Here is a 24,534-nt window from a genome sequence, read left to right as displayed (position 1 = left end):
TATTTTTATTTTTCTTTCAAAGCAGACAATAATCCTGCTAAAGCAATGGCAGTAGACACCATTGCCACCGATAGAAGAATCGTACGATCAGATTGTTCTAACTGATATTCAAAAACCTTTTGAGCTGGTTTGTCTTCCGCAAAAATTCTGAGTTTCATCAAATGTCCTTTCTTATTCTTCGTACTCTCCTAGATAGAGACGTTGAGCCTCTGGGCTATTCGTGAGGATATCTACATAGGTTTCATAGTCATCAAGTAGGGGCTTTCCCAAAGAGATATCTTGTTCTGGATTTATATTTTTCCCATAAAGATAGCAAAGGTAGAGACGCTCATTGAGTGTTGGAAATACTTCAATGGACATGTGTTCAGCCTGACCTACTCGTTCCCAATCCTGTTCTTTGATAACTGGTATGATATAAGCTTGGAAGAGGCCCATAAGTGGATTATCCTCCGGTTGACCACTGTCCTTATCCGCTAGAACCAAAGAACAGCGTCGACCAAAACCAGCTACTTGGCGCTCCCGTCCCTTTACCGAAACAGTAATAGGATGCCCTCCAATATGACTATAAATCCATTCTTTAGGCAGTTCATAATCTAACAGGGGGGTAATTTCTTTGACAATCGATACAGGACTATAGCGTAGAAACTGACGAGTAACTGCTTTACAAAAGAGGATATCCTCCTCTTTCAAGGTCACTCCCTTCCAGTTATTTTCTTCGTTAAAATGGTTGAAAAAAACTAGATAAGGTTCTCGCACCATTTGCGCTAAGATATAAACGCCATTTCGTAAACATATAGAAATGACTTTCCCTGATTTCCAGGGCGTTGCTCTATTTTTCTTTATCATCATTAACCACCCTCAAACCTACATAAGACATTTCAAGCTCTTAAAACAAATCATCAAACAGACTCAACTGGTTGTCCTCTGGCATATTGCCGAGAATGCCCATTTCATCCATCTTTTCAACCAAGGTTGATGAGAGTCCACCACGCTTGCGGAGTTCTGTTTTAGAGAGGAACTCCCCTTCTTGACGAGCTCGCACCAATTGCTTGGCAACGTTCTCGCCTAGACCATCCATAGCGACAAACGGTGGGATGAGGGTATCTCCATCGATAATAAACTCAGTTGCATCACTGCGATAGAGGTCCAACTTGCCAAATTTGAAGCCACGTTCCCACATCTCATTAACGATTTCAAGTGTTGTGTAGAGATCGATTTCTACGTTGGAAGCCTCATTGTTCTTGCGCTTTTCAGCAATTTCTTGCATCTTGCGTTTGATAGCTTCCAAGCCTGCACCCATGGTCTTGATATCAAAGGCCTTGGCACGGATGGAGAAGTAAGCACAGTAATAATAAATCGGATGGTGAACCTTGAAGTAGGCCACGCGAAGGGCCATCATAACGTAGGCTGCCGCATGGGCTTTAGGGAACATGTACTTAATTTTTCCACAAGATTCAATATACCACTCAGGTACATTGTTAGCCTTCATAGCTTCGATATAACCATTGCGCTCTTCTTCTGAGATTTTAAGCCACAATCCCTTACGCACTCGCTCCATAATAGTAAAGGCCATCTTAGGTTCTAAACCTGCATGCATGAGGTAAACCATGATGTCATCCCGACAACCGATAACGGTTGATAGGTCCGCAATTCCAGCCTTAATCAAGTCTTGGGCATTTCCCAACCAAACGTCGGTACCATGAGACAGACCAGAAAGCTGAAGCAACTCGGCAAAGGTCGTCGGATGGGTTTCATCAACCATCCCTCGAACAAAGTTAGTTCCAAATTCTGGAATTCCAAGCATGCCGGTTGAGGTACCGATTTGATCAGGCGTCACTCCCAGGATATCGGTTCCTGAGAAGAGGGCCATAACACCAGGGTCATCCATCGGAATATCGTTTGGATCAATGCCTGACAAGTCCTGGAGTTTTCGAATCATGGTCGGATCATCATGACCAAGAACATCGAGTTTGAGGACGTTCTCATCGATATCGTGGAAGTTAAAGTGAGTAGTCTGCCATTCAGCAGTTACATCATCAGCGGGGTATTGCACTGGAGTAAAGTCATAGACATCCATATAGTTAGGAATAACAACGATTCCCCCTGGGTGCTGACCGGTCGTCCGTTTAACACCAGCAGCTCCTTGGGCTAGGCGCTCTACTTCGGCTTCACGGTAGAACTTACCATAGTCACGCTCGTAACCTTTGACAAATCCATAGGCTGTTTTAGCAGCCACCGTACCAACCGTTCCTGCACGGAAGGCGTATTCTTCCCCAAAGATATCACGAACATCCAAGTGGGCACTCGGCTGATCCTCACCCGAAAAGTTCAAATCGATATCAGGTACCTTATCCCCATCAAAACCAAGGAAGGTCTCGAAAGGAATGTCCTGTCCATTTTTGCTGAGCTTGTGCCCACAGTTTGGACAGTCTTTATCTGGCATATCAAATCCTGAACCGTAAGAACCATCTGTGATAAACTCACTGTACTGACACTGACCACAGACATAGTGAGGCGATAGCGGATTAACCTCGGTAATTCCAATCATGGTCGCAACGAAACTAGATCCAACAGACCCACGGGAACCAACCAAGTAACCTCGTTCGTTGGAACGATGCACTAGCATCTGTGAAGCCAGATAAATTACGGCGAAACCATTCCCCAAGATAGAGGTCAATTCCTTTTCAATCCGTAGATCAACGATATCAGGCAGTGGGTTTCCATAGATTTCAAAGGATTTTTTATAGGTTAACTCGGCAACTGTTTCTTCAGATTTGTCAATGAAAGGCGTGTATAAATCACCCTTTACAACCTCCACAGGTTCAAAGATTTCTGCCAAGGCATTGGTATTTTCAATAACAATCTTGCGAGCCAAGTCTTCCCCTAGAAAGGCAAACTCATCCAACATTTCATTGGTTGTTCTAAAATGCGCCTTTGGTAGCGGAGCTGGTTGGGCAGCTTCTCCATGGCCGATCGTTCGGTTAATCATAGCTCCCTGACCTAGACTTCGCACGATGATTTCACGATAGATTTCGTCCTCAGGTTCGAGATAGTGGACATTTCCTGTCGCAAGAACGGGTTTCCCAAGGCGATCTCCAACCTCTATCAAGCTCTTGATGATGATTTGGAGTTCTTCCATGTCCTTGACCTGCTCTTTGGCAATCAGAGGTGCATAGATAGCTGGAGGCATCACCTCGATAAAGTCATAATATTTAGCGACTTCAACTGCTGCATCTACACCCTGTGATACGACTGCATCAAAGACTTCTCCTTCTGTACAAGCAGAACCTAAGATTAAGCCTTCTCGATGGGCATCTAGCACCGTACGTGGAATCCGTGGAACTCCTTCAAAATACTGGGTATTAGAGAGGGAAACCAGCTTAAAGATATTTTTCAAGCCCACTTGATTTTTCACATAGATTGTCGCATGCTTGACACGAGCTTTTTTATATGAATCTGGACTGATTAAATCAAGGTTTAATCGTGCCAAGTTAGTAACACCGTGTTTTTCTGCTACTTCTTTAATAAAGATAAAGAGCAGACGGCCAGTTGCTTCCGCATCATAGTTGGCCATATGGTGGTGTTCTAAGGCAACACCAAAACGTTTAGTCAAAGGCCCTAGACCGTGGCGTTTATACTCAGGATAAAGATTTCTTGCGAATTCTAGCGTATCGATGACAGGTTGAGTGATTTTTGGCAAGCCATGACGTTCATAATTGGCATTCATAAAGCCAACGTCAAAGGTTGCATTGTGGGCTACAAGAATGGTATCCTTACAAAATTCTTGGAACTCTTTTAAAACTTGAACCAAGGGTTTGGCATTTTTTACATGGTCATCCGTAATTCCTGTCAATTCAGTTGTAAAAGCTGACAAAGGATGCCCAGGATTGATAAATTCATCAAATTCTGCGACGATATTACCCTTATACATCTTGGAAGCCGCCACCTGAATCAAATCATTATAGATAGCAGATAGACCAGTCGTTTCAACGTCAAAGACCACATATGTAGCTTCAGAAAGATCCATCTCAACTTCGTTATAGACGATAGGAACACGGTCTTCTACGATATTGGCTTCCATCCCATAGATTAGCTGGATGCCAGCTTTCTTAGCTGCCTTATAGCCATGAGGGAAGGATTGAACATTTCCGTGGTCCGTGATTGCTACTGCCTTGTGTCCCCATTTAGCTGCTTTCGCAACGAGTTCTTCAACTTCAGGTAGAGCATCCATGGTCGACATATTGGTGTGCGCATGGAACTCAACACGACGTTCTCCCTCTGGCATCAAGTCTTTCCGTTCATAGTGGACAACTTCCTGCACATCTTGCACATTCATGGTCAAATCACGCGTGAAATTATTGACCTCAACATTCCCACGAACACGGAGCCAAGAATTTTTCTTGATCATGTCAAACTTCTGAGCTTCTTCTTCGTTTTTGACCCATTTTTGCATGGAGAAGCTAGAAGTGTAGTCTGTCATCTTGAAGTTAATCAAAACACGACCTGTTCTAGTCACCTTCTGCTCGACATCAAAGACAACTCCTTCAAAAACCAGACGATTTTCCTCATTATTAACCTCAATCATAGGAGTAATCTCTGCCTTGTCAAGTTTAGGCTTAGCAGCTACTTTCTTGGATTGGAAATCAAAGACAGGCTTATCCTCAGCTGGAGGAGGCGGCGCCATCTGTTCCAATTGTTCCATAGCCCGAAGTGTTTCTTCATTGGCAGCCTGAACAATCATTTGATTTTCCGAATGGAAAGCTTCTTGCTCCTCCTTGGTCAAATCTTCATTTTTCTCTAAAACACAAGTGAATTTAGGAAAGCCAAAAAGTTCCAGCTGTTTACTGAGATTTGGTAGGTGGTTTTTTCTAAAATGTTCTGTATCTGCTGCTTCAGAAGCCTCAATAATCAACTGATCATTTTCAACTCGAACCTGAAATCCCTGATACACGGAACGAAAACCTTGACTAGCACAAGGTCCATCTGAAAAAGCCTCTTGATAGTAGGCTTGTAGAAGCTCTCTTGAAAAATCTTTATTTTTCGTTTTAATCTCGAAAGTCGCTTGATTTCCTGTTTTTGAAAATTCTTCTTTCAATCCCTTCTTCAATGCTAAAAAGAGTTCAAAGGGGAGGATATTCTCAAAGACAAAACGAAACTCCCAAATTTTACTTTGCTTGTGTACAATAACTTGTTCAATTTCTGCCTGGGAGAAGGCTTCATGATTTCTTATCTCAGCGGGGATTCCCAACTGATTCATTAAAATTTCAAAAGTGGTTGACATCCATTTTCCTCACAATATACTCCTTCTATTTTACCATATTTGAGGCTATTTTAGCTATTTCTACCAAACAGAAAAAGAAGCCACAAAATGACTTCTTTTAAAGTGACGGTGAATTATTCTTCACCTTTGTTTTTCTTAATGATTTCTTCTTGTACTGACTTAGGTACATCTTCGTAGTGGTCGAATACCATCATGAATGTACCACGTCCTTGTGATGCAGAACGAAGAACTGTTGCGTAACCGAACATTTCAGCAAGTGGAACATAAGCACGAACGATTTGGCTGTTACCGTGTGCTTCCATACCATCTACACGTCCACGACGAGCAGTTACGTGACCCATAACATCACCAAGGTTTTCTTCTGGAACAGTGATTGTTACAAGCATCATTGGTTCAAGGATAGCTGGTTGTGCAGTCTTAGCAGCTTCTTTAAGTGCAAGAGATGCAGCGATCTTGAAGGCAGTTTCAGATGAGTCGACATCGTGGTATGAACCATCGTAAAGCTTAGCTTTAACGTCAACCATTGGGTAACCAGCAAGAACACCGTTTGCCATAGATTCTACCAAACCTTTTTCAACCGCTGGGATAAATTCACGAGGAACCACACCACCGACGATTGCGTTTTCGAATTCGAATCCTTTACCTTCTTCGTTTGGAGTAAATTCAATCCATACATCACCGAATTGACCTTTACCACCAGACTGACGTTTGAAGAATCCACGTGCTTGAGTAGAAGCGCGGAATGTTTCACGGTAAGATACTTGAGGAGCACCTACGTTAGCTTCAACTTTGAACTCACGACGCATACGGTCAACAAGGACGTCAAGGTGAAGCTCACCCATACCAGAGATAACTGTTTCACCAGTTTCAACGTTAGTTTCAACGCGGAATGTTGGATCTTCTTCAGCCAATTTTTGAAGGGCGATACCCATCTTGTCTTGGTCCGCTTTAGATTTTGGCTCAACCATCAATTGGATAACTGGTTCTGGAACGTTGATTGACTCAAGGATGATTTTCGCTTTTTCATCTGTCAATGAGTCACCAGTTGTAGTATCTTTCAAACCAACGGCAGCAGCGATATCACCTGAGTAAACAGTGTCGATTTCTTGACGGCTGTTAGCGTGCATTTGAAGGATACGTCCGATACGTTCACGTTTACCTTTAGAAGTGTTCAATACGTAAGAACCTGATTGAAGTACACCTGAGTAAACACGGAAGAATGTCAAACGACCTACGAATGGGTCAGTCATGATCTTGAAGGCAAGAGCTGCAAATGGCTCTTCGTCAGATGCAGGACGAGTTTCTTCTTCATCTGTATCTGGGTTGATACCTTTGATTGCTGGGATATCAAGTGGGCTTGGAAGGTAGTCGATAACTGCATCAAGCATCAATTGAACACCTTTGTTCTTGAAGGCAGAACCACACAATACTGGGAAGAATTCAACGTTGATAGTTGCTTTACGGATAGCAGCTTTCAATTCTTCGTTAGTGATTTCTTCACCTTCAAGGTATTTCATCATCAATTCTTCATCAGTTTCAGCAACTGCTTCAACCAATTTTTCACGGTATTCTTGAGCTTGGTCAAGGTATTCAGCTGGAATATCTTCTTCAAGGATATCTGTACCAAGGTCGTTAGTATAGATTTCAGCTTTCATCTTGATCAAGTCGATGATACCACGGAAGTCATCTTCAGATCCGATTGGCAATTGAATTGGGTGTGCGTTCGCTTGAAGACGATCGTGAAGTGTGCTTACTGAGTAAAGGAAGTCAGCACCGATTTTGTCCATTTTGTTGGCAAATACGATACGTGGAACTCCGTACTCAGTTGCTTGACGCCAAACTGTTTCAGTTTGAGGCTCAACACCTGATTGTGAGTCAAGAACTGTAACCGCACCGTCCAATACACGAAGAGAACGCTGTACTTCGATTGTGAAGTCCACGTGTCCTGGTGTGTCGATGATGTTTACGCGGTGGTTGTTCCATTGAGCTGTTGTCGCAGCAGATGTGATAGTGATACCACGTTCTTGCTCTTGCTCCATCCAGTCCATTTGTGACGCACCTTCGTGAGTTTCACCGATTTTGTGGATTTTACCAGTGTAGTAAAGAATACGCTCAGTTGTAGTTGTTTTACCGGCATCGACGTGAGCCATGATACCGATATTACGAGTTTTTTCAAGTGAAAATTCGCGTGCCATGAGGTTTGTTTCTCCTATTATTTTTTATTTCTATTCTATTATAACACGATTTAATAAAAACGGATAGGCAGGACCCACCCGTTCTCAATGTTTATCTTGTTTAGTTGGTTTCAACTTGTGAGATGGGAAGTTGAATTGAACTCGGGCTAAAGTTAATTAGCCGATTTGAGCCGGAACGGGATGCTGTGTGAAAAAGATAAACTTCCTTGTATTCGTCGAATACTGCGTCAGTTTCCTATTTTCACCTTGCATCCTTACCGTTCCTAGCATCATGATCTAGTTGAGCTCAAGCTAAAAGTCTGGAGAAAAAGATGAATCTCATTGGTTGCAATCGCAACCTGCTTTGATTCCCTATTTTCTCTGGGACTTTCTTAACGCTTTCGCATCCTATATTACCAACGGAAGTGTGCGAAGGCACGGTTAGCTTCAGCCATACGGTGAGTGTCTTCACGTTTCTTAACTGCTGCACCAGTGTTGTTAGCAGCATCCAAGATTTCTTTTGCAAGACGGTCTTGCATTGTGTGTTCACCACGAAGGCGAGCGATTGTTACCAACCAACGAAGTCCAAGTGTTGTACGACGTTCTGGACGAACTTCAACTGGGACTTGGTAGTTAGATCCACCAACACGACGTGCACGTACTTCAAGTACAGGCATGATGTTTTCCATAGCTGTTTCAAATACTTCAAGTGCATCGTTACCAGTAGCTTCTTTGATTTGCTCAAAAGCACCGTAAACGATTGAAGCAGCTGTACCACGTTTACCATCAAGCATAACGCGGTTGATAAGACGAGTAACTAATTGTGAATTGTAAAGCGGATCTGGCAATACGTCACGTTTTGGAGCTCTATTTTTACGACTCATTTCTCTTTATCCCCTTTCCTTATGCTTTTGGACGTTTAGTACCGTATTTAGAACGGCCTTGTTTACGATCGTTAACACCTGCAGTATCAAGTGCACCACGGACGATATGGTAACGTACCCCTGGAAGGTCTTTTACACGTCCACCGCGAAGAAGTACCACGCTGTGCTCTTGCAAGTTGTGTCCGATACCTGGGATGTAGGCAGTAACTTCGATAAGGTTGCTCAAACGTACACGAGCAAATTTACGAAGGGCAGAGTTAGGTTTTTTAGGTGTCATAGTTCCAACACGAGTTGCTACACCACGTTTTTGTGGTGAAGAAACGTTTGTTTGAACTTTTTTATGACTGTTGTAACCAACGTTCAAAGCTGGTGATTTAGATTTTTCTACTTTTGATTTACGCGGTTTGCGAACCAATTGGTTAATTGTAGGCATCTACATTCTCCTGTGTTTTTTTATTTTTGGTGATGATACACTTGGTGACAGCTATCATCTGTGTGTACTTTTGCAACATTTGTCAGCACGTCCCTGTACACTTTTGAGAGACCAAAAGTAAAAAGTACCGTCTATTATTGTACCACGATTTTTCTATCTTTGTCAATACATTTCTTCTTATTTTTCGACTTCCTTCATCTTTGTTTTATTACAAACCACATAGACTCTGTATCCGACCATATAGTCAAATCACCTTGTAATTGTCTAGAAAATGGTGTTTAATAGATTTGTAAGTAAGAGATCTCTATTACAACTTGATAAAGGAGAAATTATGAAAGTCAGACTTGACATTGATAAACAATATGCCGAAGAACAAATCTTCATAGAGGCACCAACCTTGTCTCCAAGAGTTCAAAAAGTTAAAGACTTTGTTCAATCGCTGGATCAAAAAGAAACTCTTAAAGGAAAATTTCAAGATCAGGTTTTTCTTATCGAAATTCAAAAGATTCAACGGATTTACATTGAAAACCGTAAAGTGATAGCTGAAACGGGTAATCGAACCTATGCACTCGACATTCGTCTCTACCAAGCAGTTGAAATTTTACCTGCTTCCTTTATCCAAATTTCCCAATCGGAAATTGTCAACATTGATGCTATCAGTCATCTTAAACTAACCTCTAACGGCTTGATTGAAATTTATCTCAAAAACGACAGTTTTACCTACTCATCTCGCCGTTACCTCAAAGCTATTAAGGAGAAATTAGAACTATGAAAAAACAAGTATTTCACGATGCCACAACTGGTATCCTCATCGGCCTCATCCTATCTATTATCTTTTCGTTTATCCACTCACCAAGTAACTACGCACCTCTCAGCCCCAACTCTTTGATCGGTCAATTCATGACCCAACATCAGGTTCATGGGTCACTCGTCCTACTTTACTGTCTGCTTATTTGGGCAGCAATTGGAGTCCTCTTTAGTTTTGGCGGTCGTCTCTTTGCCCAAGACTGGAGTCTCCTTCGAGCTACTGTCACTCACTTCTTCCTTATGTTGCTAGGTTTCGTCCCTCTAGCAATCTTAGCTGGTTGGTTCCCGCTTCACTGGACTTTCATCCTTCAGCTCATCCCAGAGTTTGCAATCGTCTACCTCATCATCTGGATTGTTCTCTACAAGAGAGAATCTAAAAAAGTTGCAGACATCAATCAACTATTGGCTCATAAAAAATAATAGCTAAAAACCCACTCACAGGACTGAGTGGGTTTTTGATTATAGTTTTTGCTTCCATTCTAGCAAGAGGTTCATGGCTTGCATAGGTGTCATATTGTAAACATCTACTTCAGCCAACTCTGCTAGGATAGGACTTTCTTCTTTTTCATCAAAGAGAGACATTTGCTCATTGACAACGTTCCTTTGATTGATAGAAAGTGGATTACCCTGACCTTGACTCTCTAGCTGAGCTAAAATAGTATCAGCTCTTGCTAGTAAGTCTGCTGGCAAGCCTGCAATCTTGGCAACGTGAATACCGTATGATTTGTCTGCTGGACCTGGTTCAATCTTATGAAGGAAAGTAACTTGACCATTCTGCTCTAGCGTAGCCACGTGAACATTTACTAGATGTTCAAGACTAGCCTCCAGACTGGTTAATTCATGGTAGTGGGTCGCAAAGAGAGTCTTGGCTCCAATATGCTCATGGATGTACTCGATAATAGACTGGGCTAAAGCCATCCCGTCATAAGTTGCGGTTCCACGACCAAGCTCATCAAAGAGAATCAATGAATCCTTTGTCGCATGACTAATAGCATTGTTAGCTTCCATCATCTCTACCATAAATGTTGATTGACCAGAAACCAAGTCATCTGCCGCCCCGATACGGGTAAAAATTGCATCAAAGATTGGCAAACGAGCACTTTCTGCAGGGACATAAGATCCCATCTGCGCCATAACCGCTGTAATGGCTAGTTGGCGCATGTAGGTTGACTTACCGCTCATGTTCGGCCCTGTAATTAGTTGAATGCTAGTATCTTCATCCATTTGGATACTATTTGGGATATAGGTTTGAGCTCCCATGACCTTTTCAACAACTGCGTGACGACCATTCTGGATATCAATCCGCGACTCTTGCCCAAACTCTGGTCGAATCAGGTGTTGTTTTTCTGCAACTACTGCCAAGCCTTGCAAGACATCGACAGTCGCAATTCCTTGAGCCAGAGCCTGTAGACGTTGGATATACTTGCCAACCTCCTCACGAATACGCATAAAGATTTCGTACTCTAGATTTGCTGATTTCTCACGCGCCTCTAGCATTTCACCCTCGATACGCGCCAACTCCTCTGTTCCAAAACGCTCAGAGTTTTTCAGCGTAGCCTTGCGGAAAAAGTGGGCTGGAACATTACCTAGCTGCGAATTGGTCACATGGAAATAGTAGCCGTCCTTTTTATTGTAATCAATCTTGAGCGTATGGATACCAGAATTTTCTCTTTCCTTGGCCTCAATCTCAGCAATCCAACTAGTCCCTTCTCTGAGAACACGACGGTATTTGTCCAAGGTCTCGTCAAAGCCAGTTCGAATAATGCCACCCTCGGTAATGACATGAGGAGCTTCCGGAGCAATGGCTGCGCTTATAAGACTCTCCAACTCAGGAATAGCGTCCAGCTGTTCAATTAGATAGGCTAGAGCCGGTTGCTCCATTCCCTCCAAAATCGCTCGAATCCGAGGAACACTGGCTAGAGTAGTCGCTAGCTGCAAGAGATCTTTGGGGTTGCTTTTCCCAAAAGAAACACGGCTAGCCAAACGCTCGATATCGTAGACTCCCTTGAGGCTTTCTGTCAAATCACTGCGCTCAAAGAAATAATCCAGAAACACTTGCACAACTTCCTGACGTTCAAGGATACGTTCCTTATCAATCAAAGGACTTTGAATCCAAGAACGTAGAAGACGCATCCCCATGGCAGTCTTGGTTTCATCTAACAACCAGAAAAGACTGCCTTGTTTCTTACCTGAGCGAGCATTTTCAACCAGATCCAGACTAGCCTTGGTCGCATAATCCATCTGCAAGAAATCCTTGATTTCATAGCGGATAACATGTTTTAAGTGATTCAACTCTCTCATCTGAGTCCGATGAACATATTGGAGTAGTTTACTGCTAGCTGCTTGCTCAACAGGAGCCAATCCTGAATCTAATAGATGTAGGTCTTCATAAGTTCCCTGTTCGTAGGAAAGAACTAGATTCATTTGACGACTGAGAATCTGCTCTTCTACTTCAGGCAAGTCATAACCAATCACCACTTCTCTCGCTTTGAGATTGCGGATTTCACCACAGACTAGAGAAAAATCTGATAGCCCCGTTACATAAAAATCACCTGTTACTAGGTCCATGTAGGCTAAACCATATTGAGACCCATCACGATCAATAGCTACCAAAAAGTTGTTTTGACTATCCGGCTTGCTACTATCAACGACCGTCCCTGGTGTAATAACCTGGACAACTTCACGCTTGACCACACCGACAGCCTGTTTAGGATCTTCCATCTGTTCAGCTATAGCAACCTTGTAGCCACGCTCCACTAGAACATCGATATATTGTTGGGCAGAGTGGTAAGGAACACCAGCCATGGGAATAGGATTTTCAGCATTTTTATTACGACTGGTCAGTGAGATTTCTAGTATCTGGGCAGCATTAACTGCATCCTCATAAAACAACTCATAAAAATCACCCATACGAAAAAGCAAAAAAGCATCTGGATATTGCTTTTTGATATCCACATACTGTTGCATACCCGGTGATAATTTTTCAGTAGTCATTCATTCTCTCCTTGTAAAAACAGTCCTGAGAGAAGCTCTCAAGACCTTATCTATCTTCCATTAACTCTAGCAGGCGTTCTTCCATCACTTTAGCAGCATGTTGATCTTTACAGATGACTAACAAGGTATTTGCTCCTGCAACTGTTCCTAAAATCCATTCATCCTTGTTGTCATCAACAACATTGGCTAAAACCGCGGCTTCACCCAATTTAGTGTGCAAAACTAAGGTAAACTCAGCTCTTGCAACACCTTCTAAGTGATGTGAAAGAAATTCGACCAAATCAATCTTTTCTGTCTCATTTGCTAATACATAATAGACAACATCGTTTTTCTTAACTTTGGTTAAGCCAAGCTCTCGCAAATCACGAGATAAAGTTGTCTGTGTCACAAAGACATTACAAGCTTCCAAACGATCCTGGATTTCTTTTTGAGTTCCTAATTTTTCTTCTGTAATCATTCGCTTAATAAGCTGATGACGTTCTCTTTTTCTCATATGTTCCTCTCGAGTGCATATTTATAACATTTTACATTTTTTTAGTAAGAACATTATATCAAAAAAACTGGATATTTCAAAAAAATTCTCTTCTTTCCAAAAAAATGTAGTAAATTGTGTTAAAATAGTAGAAAAGCCCTAAAGGAGCCCTAAATGAATACAAAAGAATTGATTGCTGGCGAGTTGGCTAGCGTCATTGATAGCCTGGATCAAGAGGCTATTTTAAATTTACTAGAAACACCTAAAAACTCAGATATGGGAGACATCGCCTTCCCTGTCTTTTCATTAGCAAAGGTTGAACGCAAAGCTCCCCAAATGATTGCTGCTGACATCGCTGAAAAGATCAATAGTCAAGCTTTTGAAAAGGTTGTAGCAACAGGTCCTTACGTCAACTTCTTCCTTGATAAGGCTGCCATTTCTAGTCAAGTGTTACAGAACGTCGTTACTGAAAAAAATCACTACGCTGACCAAACAATTGGTAACCAAGAAAATATCGTTATCGACATGTCTAGTCCTAATATCGCTAAACCATTTTCTATCGGCCACCTTCGTTCAACAGTTATCGGTGACAGCTTGTCACAAATCTTCCAAAAAATCGGCTATCAAACTGTCAAGGTCAACCACTTGGGAGACTGGGGGAAACAGTTTGGGATGTTGATTGTTGCCTACAAGAAATGGGGTAACGAAGAAGCTGTCAAAGCTCATCCAATCGATGAACTTCTCAAGCTCTACGTCCGTATCAATGCTGAAGCTGAGAACGATCCAAGCTTGGATGAGGAAGCACGTGAATGGTTCCGCAAACTTGAAAGCGGCGATGAGGAAGCTCTTGCTCTTTGGCAATGGTTCCGCGATGAAAGCTTGGTAGAATTTAACCGTCTATACAATGAGTTACAAGTTGAATTTGATAGCTACAACGGAGAAGCCTTCTACAACGATAAAATGGATGCAGTTGTAGATATCCTCGCCGAAAAAGGACTTTTGGTCGAATCAGAAGGTGCTCAAGTTGTGAATCTTGAAAAATACGGAATTGAACACCCAGCTCTTATCAAGAAATCTGACGGTGCAACTCTCTACATCACACGTGACTTGGCTGCGGCTCTCTACCGTAAAAACGAATATCAATTTGCCAAATCTATCTATGTCGTTGGTCAAGAGCAATCTGCTCACTTTAAACAACTCAAGGCAGTACTACAAGAGATGGGCTACGATTGGAGTCAAGATATTGTCCATGTTCCGTTTGGATTGGTTACAAAAGAAGGAAAGAAACTTTCTACTCGTAAAGGGAATGTTATCTTGTTAGAGCCAACTGTTGCAGAAGCCATCAGCCGTGCAAAAGCGCAGATCGAAGCCAAAAATCCTGAACTTGAAAACAAAGACCAAGTCGCTCATGCTGTTGGAGTTGGGGCTATTAAATTCTATGACCTTAAAACCGACCGTACAAACGGCTACGACTTCGACCTCGAAGCTATGGTATCCTTTGAAGGTGAGACTGGTCCTTATGTTCAATACGCTTATGCTCGTATCCAATCCATCTTGCGTAAAGCCGATTTCAAACCTGAAGCAGGTGCCAACTATAGCTTGAACGATGCTGAAAGCTGGGAAATCATCAAGCTAATCCAAGACTTCCCACGTATTATTAAACGTGCAGCTGACAACTACGAGCCTTCTATCATCGCTAAATTTGCGATTAGCTTGGCCCAAGCCTTTAACAAATACTATGCCCACACTCGTATCTTGGATGAAAGTCCAGAACGTGACAGTCGTCTAGCCCTCAGCTACGCAACTGCAGTCGTCCTCAAAGAAGCCCTTCGTTTGCTGGGTGTAGAGGCGCCAGAGAAGATGTGATTCAGTACCAACAATTGGAACTAAAGTTCCTAATTGTTGGACGCTAGCCACTTTTATGCGGACTAGCTAACTGCTTCACTAGTCGTGGTTCCTAAATATAATCGATTTAGGGGCTACGACGTCGTAAATGAGGCGACTTGCCTAAATGCTTTACAGTATCATCAGTCGAAAAGCGAAGAAGTTTCGCTTTTCTCTTACCACCTACTTCTTTATCACTTAGGGAGAATTTTTATGAGCCAGTATGCTTATATCTTAGTTGTTATCAGTCTTCTTTTCCTCTTTCTTGTCAATAAATACGAAAAAGAAAAACTTCAAAGACTGCTTCAGGACCAGCTATTGAAAGACCAAGCTTTTCGTGCAGCTATCAAAGAGAAAATCCAAACGATAGAAAACATCAATGATGTCATCGACTACATCAATAAAGGTTACCGTTTAGGAATTCCCATTTCAAAAGAAATCGTTGACGAAATTCGCAACTAACAAAAAAGCTCGAGATAAAAATTCTCGAGTCTTTTTTATTTATTTTTTCTTACAACTAAGATTCCCACCAAAATAACAATTCCTAGTGATGCCATGGTTCCGTAAGTTGACAAACTTTCATCAAGAAATTTCTCAGAGAACAGTATCAGACTAATTGCCAAGAGCAGCAAGGCACTACATAGCATAATATTTTTAAAGCTTGGTTTACCTTTCTTATGATAGAAAAATCTAAGGAATTTACTCATTTCGACAAAAAATCTGTCCTCTTACAAGGATTCAAGTTCATAAAGTTCTGCAATAATAGCTGCAACCTTTTTGATGTCTCCCAGCATGCCACGCATCTCAAAATCAGCTAAAACAGGGAAACCAAAACGTTGGCTGTATTGCTTAGCTGTCAAACAGTATTGATTGTTAAAATTGCGGTTACCTGATCCTACAACACCAAAACACTTACTGGCATTGTCACCATAGGCGATAAAGTCACCTACTGGAGTGGTCAAAATTTCCACGTCTCCATTGTCAACACCATTACCGCCTTCTAGATAGGTTGGTAGAAAAGCCACATATGGATTAGTCATCTCAAAGAAGTCTTCTCCATCTTTGACCAAGTCTTTAATATGAATCTTTTCTACTTCAATGTTCTCATACTGCTCCAACAAATATGCTTTTAGCCGGGTTACGAAACTTTCCGTATTGCCACTCAAACTTATATAGACCAAGGAAATTTTTTTCATCTTTTCCTCCCTCTTTCTCGAATCCAAAAAAATAACTACCAAGATTGTATCTTGATAGTTATTCTTTGTCAACTCTTAGGCGAGTTCTTCCTCTTGAGATTCTGTTAATTCTTTTTGCTGACGCCACATTTTATAGAAGACGATTGCTAGGAAGATAACATTGAGTACGATCCCAAAAATGGCTGAACCTTTGGCACCAAGCTCCGCTCCCATACGGATGTTAGGATCTGTAAAAAGTGAAACCGCATCCTGAACGCCGATAAAGTTGTAGATAGAACCAACGATGGCAACGAAGACATAACCAAGATAAGTGTAGTTAGCCAATTGGATGTTTTTACGAACAAGGAAAAACAAAGCCACAACAACTAGAATAACAGATAAGACAACCAAGAGAATACTGAAGACAGAATGACCATGCTCCGATACCTTAATCGTATAATCAACGAGCTCCTTAGCATAAGTGGCATTAACACCTGATGCTGATGTTTCTAAATTGCTCATACCCTCCGCAGTAGGTACTGGAGATATGATTCCAAATAGCGACATTGCTGAGAGTAAGGCTGAAAAAATCAGTAATACCCATAGATAGATTGGTTTCTTTTTCATAAAAGTAACCTCCTCATATTTTTTAAACTTATTATAGCATATTTTAAAATGGATAACAAAAGTTAGAGGGTTACATCAATCTGCTTGCGGTAGGCCTTAGGAGACTTTCCACATAGTTTTCGAAAAACCTTGTAGAAGTACCCTACATTACTATACCCAACCGTATAGCAGATATCCTCAATACTATCGTTTGTAGAGAGCAAGAGTTGCTGGGCAGCCTTGATGCGTTGCTTATTGAGAAGTTCCGCAAAGGTTGAATTGGTTTCCTTCTTGATTAACTGCCCTAAATACACAGGGTTGATAAAGAGGTCCTTACTGATATCCTTGAGAGATAACTCTTTTTTGTAATCTCTACCAATAACTTCGAGAACACTGACGACATTTTCATTCATGCGGTATTGACCAAAGAAGGAAGTTAAGGTTTCTTTTGTATAAGCGACTAAGTCCTCAAAGTATGTGATGGCTTGAATATTCTTGACGATATCTGTCATATCATCTGCTTTCAGATGCTCGAAGAGATGAAAGACATCCATAACAAACTGAGTAAAGAGTTGCTTGGTGATGGATACTCTAGGTGTATTTTCTAGCACAATCTTCTCGAGTAGGTTTAACTCATCGATAATCTGCTGAAGATTTCCCTGGATGATAACTCGATAGATGGGTTCATAATATGAGAAGAGACTTTCAGACTGATCTAGATTTACCGTTCCATAGAAAAGTGCTTTTTCAGCATCAAACTTCCATTTTTCAAAGTTGGCCTGATAAGGTGCCTCAAAAGGCAGAACGAGTAAACCGTCGAATTTCTGGTCTGCAATCACAATTTGCCAGTCTTGACCTAGGACGTAGTAAGGAATGACAAAATCCCCTTGTTTTTCCTGGGAAAGTCCAATCCACCAGTTTTCTTTTTGAGAGAGATGCGCCTTAAATGCTTCTTCATCTAATTTTTGGCTTAACATTTCTGGTTCATGCACTTTCTCACGAAGCTGACCGAGGATTTTCTCAAGTAAATGCTCTAGCTCGACCTTATCAACTGGTTTGACAAGATAGTCTACAACATTGAGGTTCATAGCTTTTTTGACATAGTCAAATTCTTGATAACCCGAGAGAAGGATATAATATGCATCTGGCAACAATTCCTTCATCTCCCCAATCATTTCAAGACCTGTCTTGTCAGGCATGTTGACATCAGAAATGACGACATCTACAGGATGCTCTCGAACATAGTCCAGAGCGTCGTCAGCATGATTGGCTGTTGCGACGACTTCCATATCCCATTTTTCAAAAGGAATCAAACGCTTGAGCCCTTCTGTAATCATGTACTCATCGTCTACTAATAGTACTTTATACATGTTTATCCTTTCTCTTCGTCCTGAATGGTGATTCTATATTGAACTCCTTCTTGTTCAGCGGATTCTACACTAATGTCATAGCGGTCTCCAAAGTAGAGCACAAAGCGTTCGTGGATATTCACAATCCCAATAGACTGCCGTTCCCCACTATAATCTGCTGTGTGTTCAAAGGTTCTTTGAGTTAATTTAGCTTGGATTTCTGCTAGTTTTTCAGCAGACATCCCACGGCCATTATCGGTTACCAAGATTTCGACATAGCCATCTTTTTTCAAAGCCTTGATACTGATCACATTATCTGTTCTTCTGTGGTCAACCCCATGGGCAAAATAATTTTCTACCAAGGGTTGGAGAGTGAACTTTGGAATACGCATTTCTTCCAATTCAGGGTCAATCTTAAATCCGTATGCAATGGATTTTGGATAGCGAACCATACAGAGATAACTGTACTTCCGACAAAACTCCACTTCTTGTTTGAGTGTCGTTTCTCGCTCGTCGGAAATATTATTGCGTAGGAGACTACTGAACTCATAGATGATATCTGCTAGTTCATTTTGATTCTCCATCACAGCATACATCCGCAAAAACTCCAGAGTATTATACATGAAATGCGGATTAATTTGAGCCTGTAGCGCACGCATGTTGGCATCTTTTTGATTGAGTTCCAGTTGATAAATATCGTGAATATTACTTTCCAGCCGGTCTAACATATCGTTTGTCGTCTCAGCAATCAAAAGTAATTCTTGATCCTTTTTGTCGGTATTGATCCTCTTGGTTTGCTCTCCCTTAGTAATGGCTTGAATCGAATCCACCAAGTCCACAACCTGAAGTTGATAATCAAAAAAGGTTCTTCTTAGGGTGACATATAAGATGATGATAAAGAGAGCACTCAAACCAATGATTAGAGCTGAACTCGCTAAACTACTATTTAAAACATAGTTCTGAGGCACGGCCACTTGAACCTGATAACCGTGCGCTGTTGTTCCTACAAGCCAAGAACCTCTAGTCCTTTTTTCTCCCAAATCGAACATATCTGTTTCATAGGGCGTGATGACAGAAACAGTGACTGGAACGATTCCTCTAGTGTTATCAATCGCCTTATAGAGGACTTCCGGTGGCACTGAGATATAAATAACTCCTAGGGCCCGGTCTGATACTGGATCAGATACTGGAACGGCAAAACTATTGGCATCTGGTTTAAAGTGTTCAGCTGGAACCTTCTGTCCACTTCGATTATCTCTCTTGGAAACAAAAACCTCGGTTGAATCCTGCAGAACAATCGCAACACCGCTCACAAAATCATTTCGAACGTAGATATCATCGATATTTTCATAAATAGAGACCGAAATATAAGGAGACGCCTTTCGTTCGAGTTGCCAATAGAAATAGTCTGGTGTACTGAGACTGAAATACTTATAAATCCCTTCGATGCGAGCTTGATTTTCTACCAAACCTTGAGCCAAGCGAGTGGATTCACGGTAATAGTATTCAACCTCATCGACTGTCCGAGCCAAGACACGTTGACTAACTCGACTTGCTTCCTTTTCACGCATATCCCAGTAGGCATAGGAAAGCAAGAGAGCAAAACAAGTGATGATAGCAATCATGACCAGACTATAGAGTCTAAGAAGTGAGTGGAGACGAAACTGTTTGGTATTATTTTGTGGCCAATTTTTCATGAATACTCTCATAAACAGGCTCCAATAAATCACTAATAAAGAAGTGCCACATTCCAATGCCTACAAAAATAAGGAGGGCTGGCATGTAGAAACCAATAATAATCAACAAGACACTTCCAAGAAGAACCTTGGTCATGGCTGATAGGCTCATAAATATTCCGATAAAAGCAAGCTTTAGAGTGTTTTTATAGGATAATTCAAAGTAAACCTGCAGTTTTAAAGACACTGCATAGCCTAGAAATACCAAGGCTACTAAAAAGATATTTAGAAAGGTTGCTGCCAAGTGGATAATGGTCTGGTTGGGCAATTGAATCATCAGATACAAACCGTAAATCAAGATTAAGTCAATTCCCATAAAGGTATAAAAGCTGAGATTGCTTTTGACAAAATTACTCTTAAACAAAGCCCAGGCTTCCTTAAAACGATAAGCACGATAAGAATAACCGTGTTCTGCATATAAACTCATGAGAGTTGCACTAGCGGGCGCTATACCAAAGACCACTCCTCCTGCTAGTGTCAATAACCAAAAATAAGCTGTCGCAATCATCCCCAAAAAGAAACGATGAAAGACTAGCTCAATGAAATTTCCCACGGTTTGCCTCCTATAAATTAATCTAGTTTTATTATAACATATTTCAAGCGCTCTCAAAAATAGGAGCAGTAAATATAAATAGAAAAAAGCTATATTGGAATTATGTCCGTTACAACCATCACTTCTCTAAGTACAAGCTTGATTAGAACTTATGAATCCCAATATCAAACTATTTTCTATTAACTTTTAAAACGGTATATGGAAATTTTGATAATATTATCATATGTGTTATACTGGAATCAAGTGAAATATATACTTACAATAATCATAGATAAGGAGAACAGATGGCTTTTTTAGATCAATTGAAAGATGGAGCTAGACTTGTCAAAGAGACAACAAGCACTGTTATTTCAGAAGGAAAGCAAAATGCAGAAAACCTTCGCAAGAAAAAGGAAATTCAAGTACTACAAAATCAAATCAATGACTTGTATAGATTAATAGGCATCAAATTTGTTGAAGAACATTTAGAAGAAATAAAGGAAAATCCTCTCTATTCAATTGAAATCGCTGAAATCACTAAGCTCTTTCAAGAGCAGATTTCTCTTCAAAAATCTATTGATTCATCTGGTCAAGACCTAGTTTCTTGTCCCCATTGTGGAACAAGTCTATCAAAAAGCTTCGAATTTTGCATCAATTGTGGAAAAGTAGTAAAGTAGAGTCGAAATGAAGGATTATATTGTAAAACTAAAATGTTCGAACTGTTTCAAAAATATTGGAATCGGTTGGAAATTCTGTCCTTTTTGTGGAGAGTATGTTGATAATACAAAACCTAAAGTGGACTTAAAGTATGTCGATAAAATTTATAGAGACAACGGTCAAGAAAATAAAAATATTCCTTTCAAAAAGCCATCAACTCTCAAAAATGTAGGCGATAGGATAAAAGAAACTATCTCTGAAAAATTAGACAAAGGAGAGGAAGTTCAAGATCATACAATTTCCTTATTTACCTTTGTTCTCAAAGAAGCTATCGTTGTTACCAAAGAAATCACTGAAATTTTGAATGATGATGAGAATTTTCCATTAGAAAAAGATCATACTGGTTACTATTTACAGAGTAATACGGATGTCATCTATATAAACAATAGAAAAATTGATATTGGTAAAAAACACTACCTAAATAATCGAGATAACCTCCGTGTTGATGATACTATTTATATTTTTAGTCTCATGAACCAGAAGGATATTGAATGGAAGCAAGAGGAAATCAACACAAGTCTAGAGGAGAAAGTGGACAAGCATTTTGAAGTCCTAGATAATGGGAATATATATGTCCACCCCCTAGGGGACATGGTTTATTTGAATAATCATCTAATTAAGGATAAAACATACCTAAATAACTATGATTTAGTATCCATAAATCATCGACTTTTCGTTGTTTATAATAATTGTTTAGTTTTTCAACATGAATTAACTGAAAGTCAAGGAAAGAGTCTCGCAGATAATATCAATAGAATTGAACAAGATACACAGTTATCTGTTCGAATTCGAAAACGTCTCGCAGGAGAGAAGCTTTTATTATCAGAGATTGACTTTCAAGTATCCTCTGGGCAAATCGTGCTCATTTTAGGTGGTTCAGGAGCAGGAAAAACCACACTGATTAACGCAATCATGGGCATAGAAAAAGCGGATGCTGATATCTTATTAGGAAATATAAACATCTATAATCAATTCGACAAAGTTCGAAGAATGATTGCTAATGTACCCCAATTCAGTCTTCATCGTGAAAAAGATAGTGTTTATATGACTCTAAAAAATGCCGCAGAGATGAAACTCGTACGAGACTTTACCAAGGATTCTGCTTTATTAGAAGAAAAAATTTCAAAAGTATTAGAAACAGTCAAACTAACAAAGAAAAAAGAGGCCTTGGTATCTGAATTAAGCGGCGGAGAGAAAAAAAGATTGAGTATTGCTACTGAGTATATCGCAGATCCGGTTGTATTCGTTCTAGATGAACCAGATTCTGGAGTAGATGGCAGTAACGCTCGTTCAATTATGGCTAGCTTAAGAAGTATCGCTGATGACAATAAGATTGTTTTTGTTATTTCTCATAGTCCAGATCGAACACCAGAATTATTTGATAAAGTATTAGTTCTCGCTAAAAGTGAGGAAGAATCGTGCGGTAAACTGGCCTTTTATGGCTCTGTAGAAGATACCCTAGAATTCTTTAATGTCAATCAACTTGAACTTGTGGTGTCTGAAGTAGAGCAAACTCCAGATTACTACATCGAAAAATATAAAGAATATAAAGGAGATTAAAATGAACTACGCATCGAATAAAGAACAAATTTTGATCTATTTGGGTAAATTTAAACGAAATTTTTTAAATTCTAACGGATGGTATTCTTTTATAAGTACTGCTATCATTGCCCTTATTACTTGTATTGTTGCTGGAAAAGACGGATTTTCAACCGGCTTAGGTGCAGAAGTGAAATCCACTTCATTCATTATTGTTTGTGCTTGTATTTGGATAGGGGTTTTTAACTCTATTACATTGATTTGTAAAGAAAGAGATATTATTAAGCACGAATACCGAGGAGGCATGAACCTGTCATCGTATATGTTCGCTCATATGCTATTCCAAGCCCTTGTTTCTCTAATTCAAGCTATTATTTTCTCCAGTATTTTATTCTTATTCTATCACAACTCAATTTCAGAATTTAAAACTATCTTTGATAATGACAGTTTACGATTCATTTCTTATTTCTTAACTATATTTTTAACCATTTATTCGGCAGATGCTTTAGGTTTATTTGTCTCTTCAATTGTTAAAAATGTTGAAAAAGCAATGACTGTAATGCCCTTTGTCATTCTCCTTCAATTTCTCTTTGCAGGAAATATACCTTTAAATGGCTTTTTGCAGTTCTTATCTTATTTCACACTTAGTCGTTATAGTTTTGATGGGCTTTTAGACTTAGCGGGTTTTAAAGAGGGAGGATCATTTTTCAGTACGTCAACAAAAGTACAAGTAAATTTAATAGTTGCATGGATCCTTTTAGTTGCTTTCTCTATCCTATTGGCCTATCTAGCAAGCAAACTATTAAAATCTGTCGAAAAAGATACGAGAGGTTAATGTTGATTGAATTAGTTTAGTAAACTAGGTTTATAAATCAAAAAAGGTAGTAAGATACTCTCTTACTACCTTTTTTATTTTAAAATATTTAAAATAGTAAAATTGGAATCTATATTGTCTGTGATATTGTCTCTGCCAAATGTACACTCATAAAAATAAATAACAAGTTGATAAAATTGATATGTAATTTCAAAACAACACAAAAACGCTCTAGAAAATAGGACTAGAGCGTTTTTCTTCTATATCAATTCGTATTGAATGCTTACTTCACTTCTCAATAACATAAGCTCCGAAAACGAAGTTTTGGTAATCTAATGATAATCCATTGTTTGTAAGATTAGGTTATAAGTGTTTATTTCCAACGAAAATGAATTTTGATTGCTTAATTTAATAGGCTTTTACAGATATTTGATTTTTGTTACCCAAAGCCAGGCTTGAAAAAAGCTCGTAAAGCATCACAATTAGTAAACGCTAATTCGAAAGAATTACTATATTTTAAAAGAGCACATTTTCAAAGGATTTTTTCTTTTGACTTCAATTCCTAATTAATCAATGAACTTAATACTAGGTCTCGAAAAGAATTATGCTTCCTCTTTTTGTCTGAGTTCAAAGAGGTCTTCTACTTTCAGATTAAAAACTTGAGCAATTTTAAGAGCCATTTCCAGCGAAGGATTGTAACGGTTATTTTCCAAGTGAAGAATTGTCTCGCGTCGCATGCCGATGAGGTCGGCTAACTCCTGCTGGGTCATGCCTGTGGACTCACGAACAGATTTGAGATTAGTAATAATATTGCTTTCTTTGGACATACTTATCCTCTCCGTTCCAAGATAAGATAGACAACCGCAAAGATGAAAATCAAGGCAGCTATGCTAATAAAGATCTGGCCCATGTAAAGAGTGAGAGACCCCATATACCCAATGATAACTGCTAGAATCATCAGTGCGCCTAGTATAAAAACAAACATTAAGCTTGCTGCCTTTGCTAAATTAGCATAAAAGCGTTCGTCCGGAGTTTCCTTGACATTTTTCAAACAGAAAAAACCAAATACAATCACTTCAATAACGAGGCCAATTCCCAAAATCCATTCTTTAATACCAGAACTTTCGCTTGGGGTCG

Annotated in this window: 21 protein-coding genes and 1 pseudogene; 7 read left to right on the top strand and 15 right to left on the bottom strand. The window is 40.0% G+C overall.

All coding sequences use genetic code 11. From position 1 onward, the window contains the following. Positions 1-5 precede the first annotated feature (5 nt). The 6 genes from TZ94_RS09725 to rpsL form a co-directional block, all read right to left on the bottom strand. Entirely contained in the window at positions 6-158 is a 153-nt protein-coding gene (locus tag TZ94_RS09725; RefSeq protein ID WP_045613419.1) for a hypothetical protein, read from the bottom strand. Between the two features lie 13 nt (positions 159-171). Next, a complete protein-coding gene (locus TZ94_RS01195; protein ID WP_045613417.1) occupies positions 172-849 on the bottom strand; it encodes a hypothetical protein in 678 nt (225 codons plus the stop codon). A gap of 37 nt (positions 850-886) precedes the next feature. Continuing rightward, positions 887-5,281 carry a PolC-type DNA polymerase III gene (locus tag TZ94_RS01190; protein WP_045613415.1) on the bottom strand — a complete coding sequence of 1,465 codons (4,395 nt, stop codon included), beginning with the start codon at positions 5,279-5,281 and terminating at the stop codon, positions 887-889. Between the two features lie 113 nt (positions 5,282-5,394). Next, positions 5,395-7,476 carry an elongation factor G gene (fusA, locus tag TZ94_RS01185; protein WP_045613413.1) on the bottom strand — a complete coding sequence of 694 codons (2,082 nt, stop codon included), beginning with the start codon at positions 7,474-7,476 and terminating at the stop codon, positions 5,395-5,397. 392 nt (positions 7,477-7,868) lie between these two features. Then, the gene (gene rpsG, locus TZ94_RS01180) at positions 7,869-8,339 is read right to left on the bottom strand and encodes a 30S ribosomal protein S7 (protein WP_000087873.1); all 471 of its coding nucleotides are present in this window, start codon (positions 8,337-8,339) and stop codon (positions 7,869-7,871) included. 19 nt (positions 8,340-8,358) lie between these two features. After that, the gene (gene rpsL / locus TZ94_RS01175) at positions 8,359-8,772 is read right to left on the bottom strand and encodes a 30S ribosomal protein S12 (protein WP_001142332.1); all 414 of its coding nucleotides are present in this window, start codon (positions 8,770-8,772) and stop codon (positions 8,359-8,361) included. 331 nt (positions 8,773-9,103) lie between these two features. Here rpsL and TZ94_RS01170 point away from each other — a divergent pair, with 331 nt between their 5' ends. Next, entirely contained in the window at positions 9,104-9,544 is a 441-nt protein-coding gene (locus TZ94_RS01170) for a LytTR family DNA-binding domain-containing protein (protein ID WP_045613411.1), read from the top strand. Further along, a complete protein-coding gene (locus TZ94_RS01165; protein WP_045613409.1) occupies positions 9,541-9,999 on the top strand; it encodes a DUF3021 domain-containing protein in 459 nt (152 codons plus the stop codon). Before TZ94_RS01170 ends, TZ94_RS01165 begins: the two co-directional genes overlap by 4 nt. Positions 10,000-10,038: 39 nt before the next feature. On the opposite strand, the gene mutS is transcribed toward TZ94_RS01165, so the two are convergent. Together mutS and argR are read right to left on the bottom strand one after the other, a co-directional pair. Continuing rightward, complete coding sequence (gene mutS, locus TZ94_RS01160; RefSeq protein WP_045613407.1) at positions 10,039-12,573, bottom strand: DNA mismatch repair protein MutS; 2,535 nt, start codon at positions 12,571-12,573, stop codon at positions 10,039-10,041. 46 nt (positions 12,574-12,619) lie between these two features. Further along, a complete protein-coding gene (gene argR, locus TZ94_RS01155; RefSeq protein WP_045613406.1) occupies positions 12,620-13,066 on the bottom strand; it encodes an arginine repressor in 447 nt (148 codons plus the stop codon). A gap of 153 nt (positions 13,067-13,219) precedes the next feature. On the opposite strand from argR, the gene argS reads away from it, so the two are divergent. Together argS and TZ94_RS01145 are read left to right on the top strand one after the other, a co-directional pair. After that, positions 13,220-14,911: an arginine--tRNA ligase gene (argS, locus tag TZ94_RS01150; protein WP_045613404.1), complete on the top strand. Its 1,692-nt coding sequence runs from the start codon at positions 13,220-13,222 to the stop codon at positions 14,909-14,911. Between the two features lie 231 nt (positions 14,912-15,142). After that, on the top strand, positions 15,143-15,391 hold the full coding sequence (locus tag TZ94_RS01145; protein WP_045613402.1) for a hypothetical protein: 249 nt from the start codon (positions 15,143-15,145) through the stop codon (positions 15,389-15,391). 266 nt (positions 15,392-15,657) lie between these two features. On the opposite strand, the gene nrdI is transcribed toward TZ94_RS01145, so the two are convergent. From nrdI to TZ94_RS01115, 5 genes are all read right to left on the bottom strand, one after another. After that, positions 15,658-16,125, bottom strand: a complete 468-nt coding sequence (gene nrdI / locus TZ94_RS01135; protein ID WP_045613399.1) for a class Ib ribonucleoside-diphosphate reductase assembly flavoprotein NrdI — start codon at positions 16,123-16,125, stop codon at positions 15,658-15,660. Positions 16,126-16,200: 75 nt separating this feature from the next. Beyond that, positions 16,201-16,731: an ABC transporter permease gene (locus TZ94_RS01130; RefSeq protein WP_045613397.1), complete on the bottom strand. Its 531-nt coding sequence runs from the start codon at positions 16,729-16,731 to the stop codon at positions 16,201-16,203. A gap of 62 nt (positions 16,732-16,793) precedes the next feature. Beyond that, a complete protein-coding gene (locus TZ94_RS01125; protein WP_045613396.1) occupies positions 16,794-18,080 on the bottom strand; it encodes a response regulator transcription factor in 1,287 nt (428 codons plus the stop codon). A 2-nt stretch (positions 18,081-18,082) separates the two neighbouring features. Beyond that, positions 18,083-19,756, bottom strand: coding sequence for a sensor histidine kinase (locus TZ94_RS01120; protein WP_052689725.1), 1,674 nt, complete (start codon positions 19,754-19,756; stop codon positions 18,083-18,085). Then, positions 19,734-20,348, bottom strand: a complete 615-nt coding sequence (locus TZ94_RS01115; protein WP_045613395.1) for a YesL family protein — start codon at positions 20,346-20,348, stop codon at positions 19,734-19,736. The genes TZ94_RS01120 and TZ94_RS01115 overlap by 23 nt, the downstream gene beginning before the upstream one ends. 284 nt (positions 20,349-20,632) lie before the next feature. Between TZ94_RS01115 and TZ94_RS01110 the strand changes: the two genes are divergently transcribed. From TZ94_RS01110 to TZ94_RS01100, 3 genes are read left to right on the top strand one after another with little or no spacing between them, the layout of a single operon-like run. Continuing rightward, complete coding sequence (locus TZ94_RS01110) at positions 20,633-21,004, top strand: zinc ribbon domain-containing protein (RefSeq protein ID WP_045613394.1); 372 nt, start codon at positions 20,633-20,635, stop codon at positions 21,002-21,004. Positions 21,005-21,011: 7 nt separating this feature from the next. Beyond that, a complete protein-coding gene (locus TZ94_RS09320) occupies positions 21,012-22,604 on the top strand; it encodes an ATP-binding cassette domain-containing protein (protein WP_052689724.1) in 1,593 nt (530 codons plus the stop codon). A 1-nt stretch (position 22,605) separates the two neighbouring features. Continuing rightward, a complete protein-coding gene (locus tag TZ94_RS01100) occupies positions 22,606-23,418 on the top strand; it encodes an ABC transporter permease (RefSeq protein WP_045613393.1) in 813 nt (270 codons plus the stop codon). Positions 23,419-23,999: 581 nt separating this feature from the next. Here TZ94_RS01100 and TZ94_RS01095 read toward each other — a convergent pair. After that, complete coding sequence (locus TZ94_RS01095) at positions 24,000-24,224, bottom strand: helix-turn-helix transcriptional regulator (RefSeq protein ID WP_045613392.1); 225 nt, start codon at positions 24,222-24,224, stop codon at positions 24,000-24,002. A 2-nt stretch (positions 24,225-24,226) separates the two neighbouring features. Then, a pseudogene (locus TZ94_RS01090) lies at positions 24,227-24,534 on the bottom strand (DUF3796 domain-containing protein); the annotation flags it as partial.

The sequence above is a fragment of the Streptococcus infantis genome, from assembly GCF_000960085.1.
In the GTDB taxonomy this organism is placed as follows: domain Bacteria; phylum Bacillota; class Bacilli; order Lactobacillales; family Streptococcaceae; genus Streptococcus; species Streptococcus infantis_C.
This window is presented reverse-complemented; position numbering and strand designations above follow the sequence as displayed.

Excerpts from the sequence above, each read along its gene's own strand:
- TZ94_RS09725 (WP_045613419.1), bottom strand. The coding sequence starts at position 158 with ATGAAACTCAGAATTTTTGCGGAAGACAAACCAGCTCAAAAGGTTTTT.
- TZ94_RS01195 (WP_045613417.1), bottom strand. The coding sequence starts at position 849 with ATGATGATAAAGAAAAATAGAGCAACGCCCTGGAAATCAGGGAAAGTC.
- TZ94_RS01190 (WP_045613415.1), bottom strand. The coding sequence starts at position 5,281 with ATGTCAACCACTTTTGAAATTTTAATGAATCAGTTGGGAATCCCCGCT.
- fusA (WP_045613413.1), bottom strand. The coding sequence starts at position 7,476 with ATGGCACGCGAATTTTCACTTGAAAAAACTCGTAATATCGGTATCATG.
- rpsG (WP_000087873.1), bottom strand. The coding sequence starts at position 8,339 with ATGAGTCGTAAAAATAGAGCTCCAAAACGTGACGTATTGCCAGATCCG.
- rpsL (WP_001142332.1), bottom strand. The coding sequence starts at position 8,772 with ATGCCTACAATTAACCAATTGGTTCGCAAACCGCGTAAATCAAAAGTA.
- TZ94_RS01170 (WP_045613411.1), top strand. The coding sequence starts at position 9,104 with ATGAAAGTCAGACTTGACATTGATAAACAATATGCCGAAGAACAAATC.
- TZ94_RS01165 (WP_045613409.1), top strand. The coding sequence starts at position 9,541 with ATGAAAAAACAAGTATTTCACGATGCCACAACTGGTATCCTCATCGGC.
- mutS (WP_045613407.1), bottom strand. The coding sequence starts at position 12,573 with ATGACTACTGAAAAATTATCACCGGGTATGCAACAGTATGTGGATATC.
- argR (WP_045613406.1), bottom strand. The coding sequence starts at position 13,066 with ATGAGAAAAAGAGAACGTCATCAGCTTATTAAGCGAATGATTACAGAA.
- argS (WP_045613404.1), top strand. The coding sequence starts at position 13,220 with ATGAATACAAAAGAATTGATTGCTGGCGAGTTGGCTAGCGTCATTGAT.
- TZ94_RS01145 (WP_045613402.1), top strand. The coding sequence starts at position 15,143 with ATGAGCCAGTATGCTTATATCTTAGTTGTTATCAGTCTTCTTTTCCTC.
- nrdI (WP_045613399.1), bottom strand. The coding sequence starts at position 16,125 with ATGAAAAAAATTTCCTTGGTCTATATAAGTTTGAGTGGCAATACGGAA.
- TZ94_RS01130 (WP_045613397.1), bottom strand. The coding sequence starts at position 16,731 with ATGAAAAAGAAACCAATCTATCTATGGGTATTACTGATTTTTTCAGCC.
- TZ94_RS01125 (WP_045613396.1), bottom strand. The coding sequence starts at position 18,080 with ATGTATAAAGTACTATTAGTAGACGATGAGTACATGATTACAGAAGGG.
- TZ94_RS01120 (WP_052689725.1), bottom strand. The coding sequence starts at position 19,756 with ATGAAAAATTGGCCACAAAATAATACCAAACAGTTTCGTCTCCACTCA.
- TZ94_RS01110 (WP_045613394.1), top strand. The coding sequence starts at position 20,633 with ATGGCTTTTTTAGATCAATTGAAAGATGGAGCTAGACTTGTCAAAGAG.
- TZ94_RS09320 (WP_052689724.1), top strand. The coding sequence starts at position 21,012 with ATGAAGGATTATATTGTAAAACTAAAATGTTCGAACTGTTTCAAAAAT.
- TZ94_RS01100 (WP_045613393.1), top strand. The coding sequence starts at position 22,606 with ATGAACTACGCATCGAATAAAGAACAAATTTTGATCTATTTGGGTAAA.
- TZ94_RS01095 (WP_045613392.1), bottom strand. The coding sequence starts at position 24,224 with ATGTCCAAAGAAAGCAATATTATTACTAATCTCAAATCTGTTCGTGAG.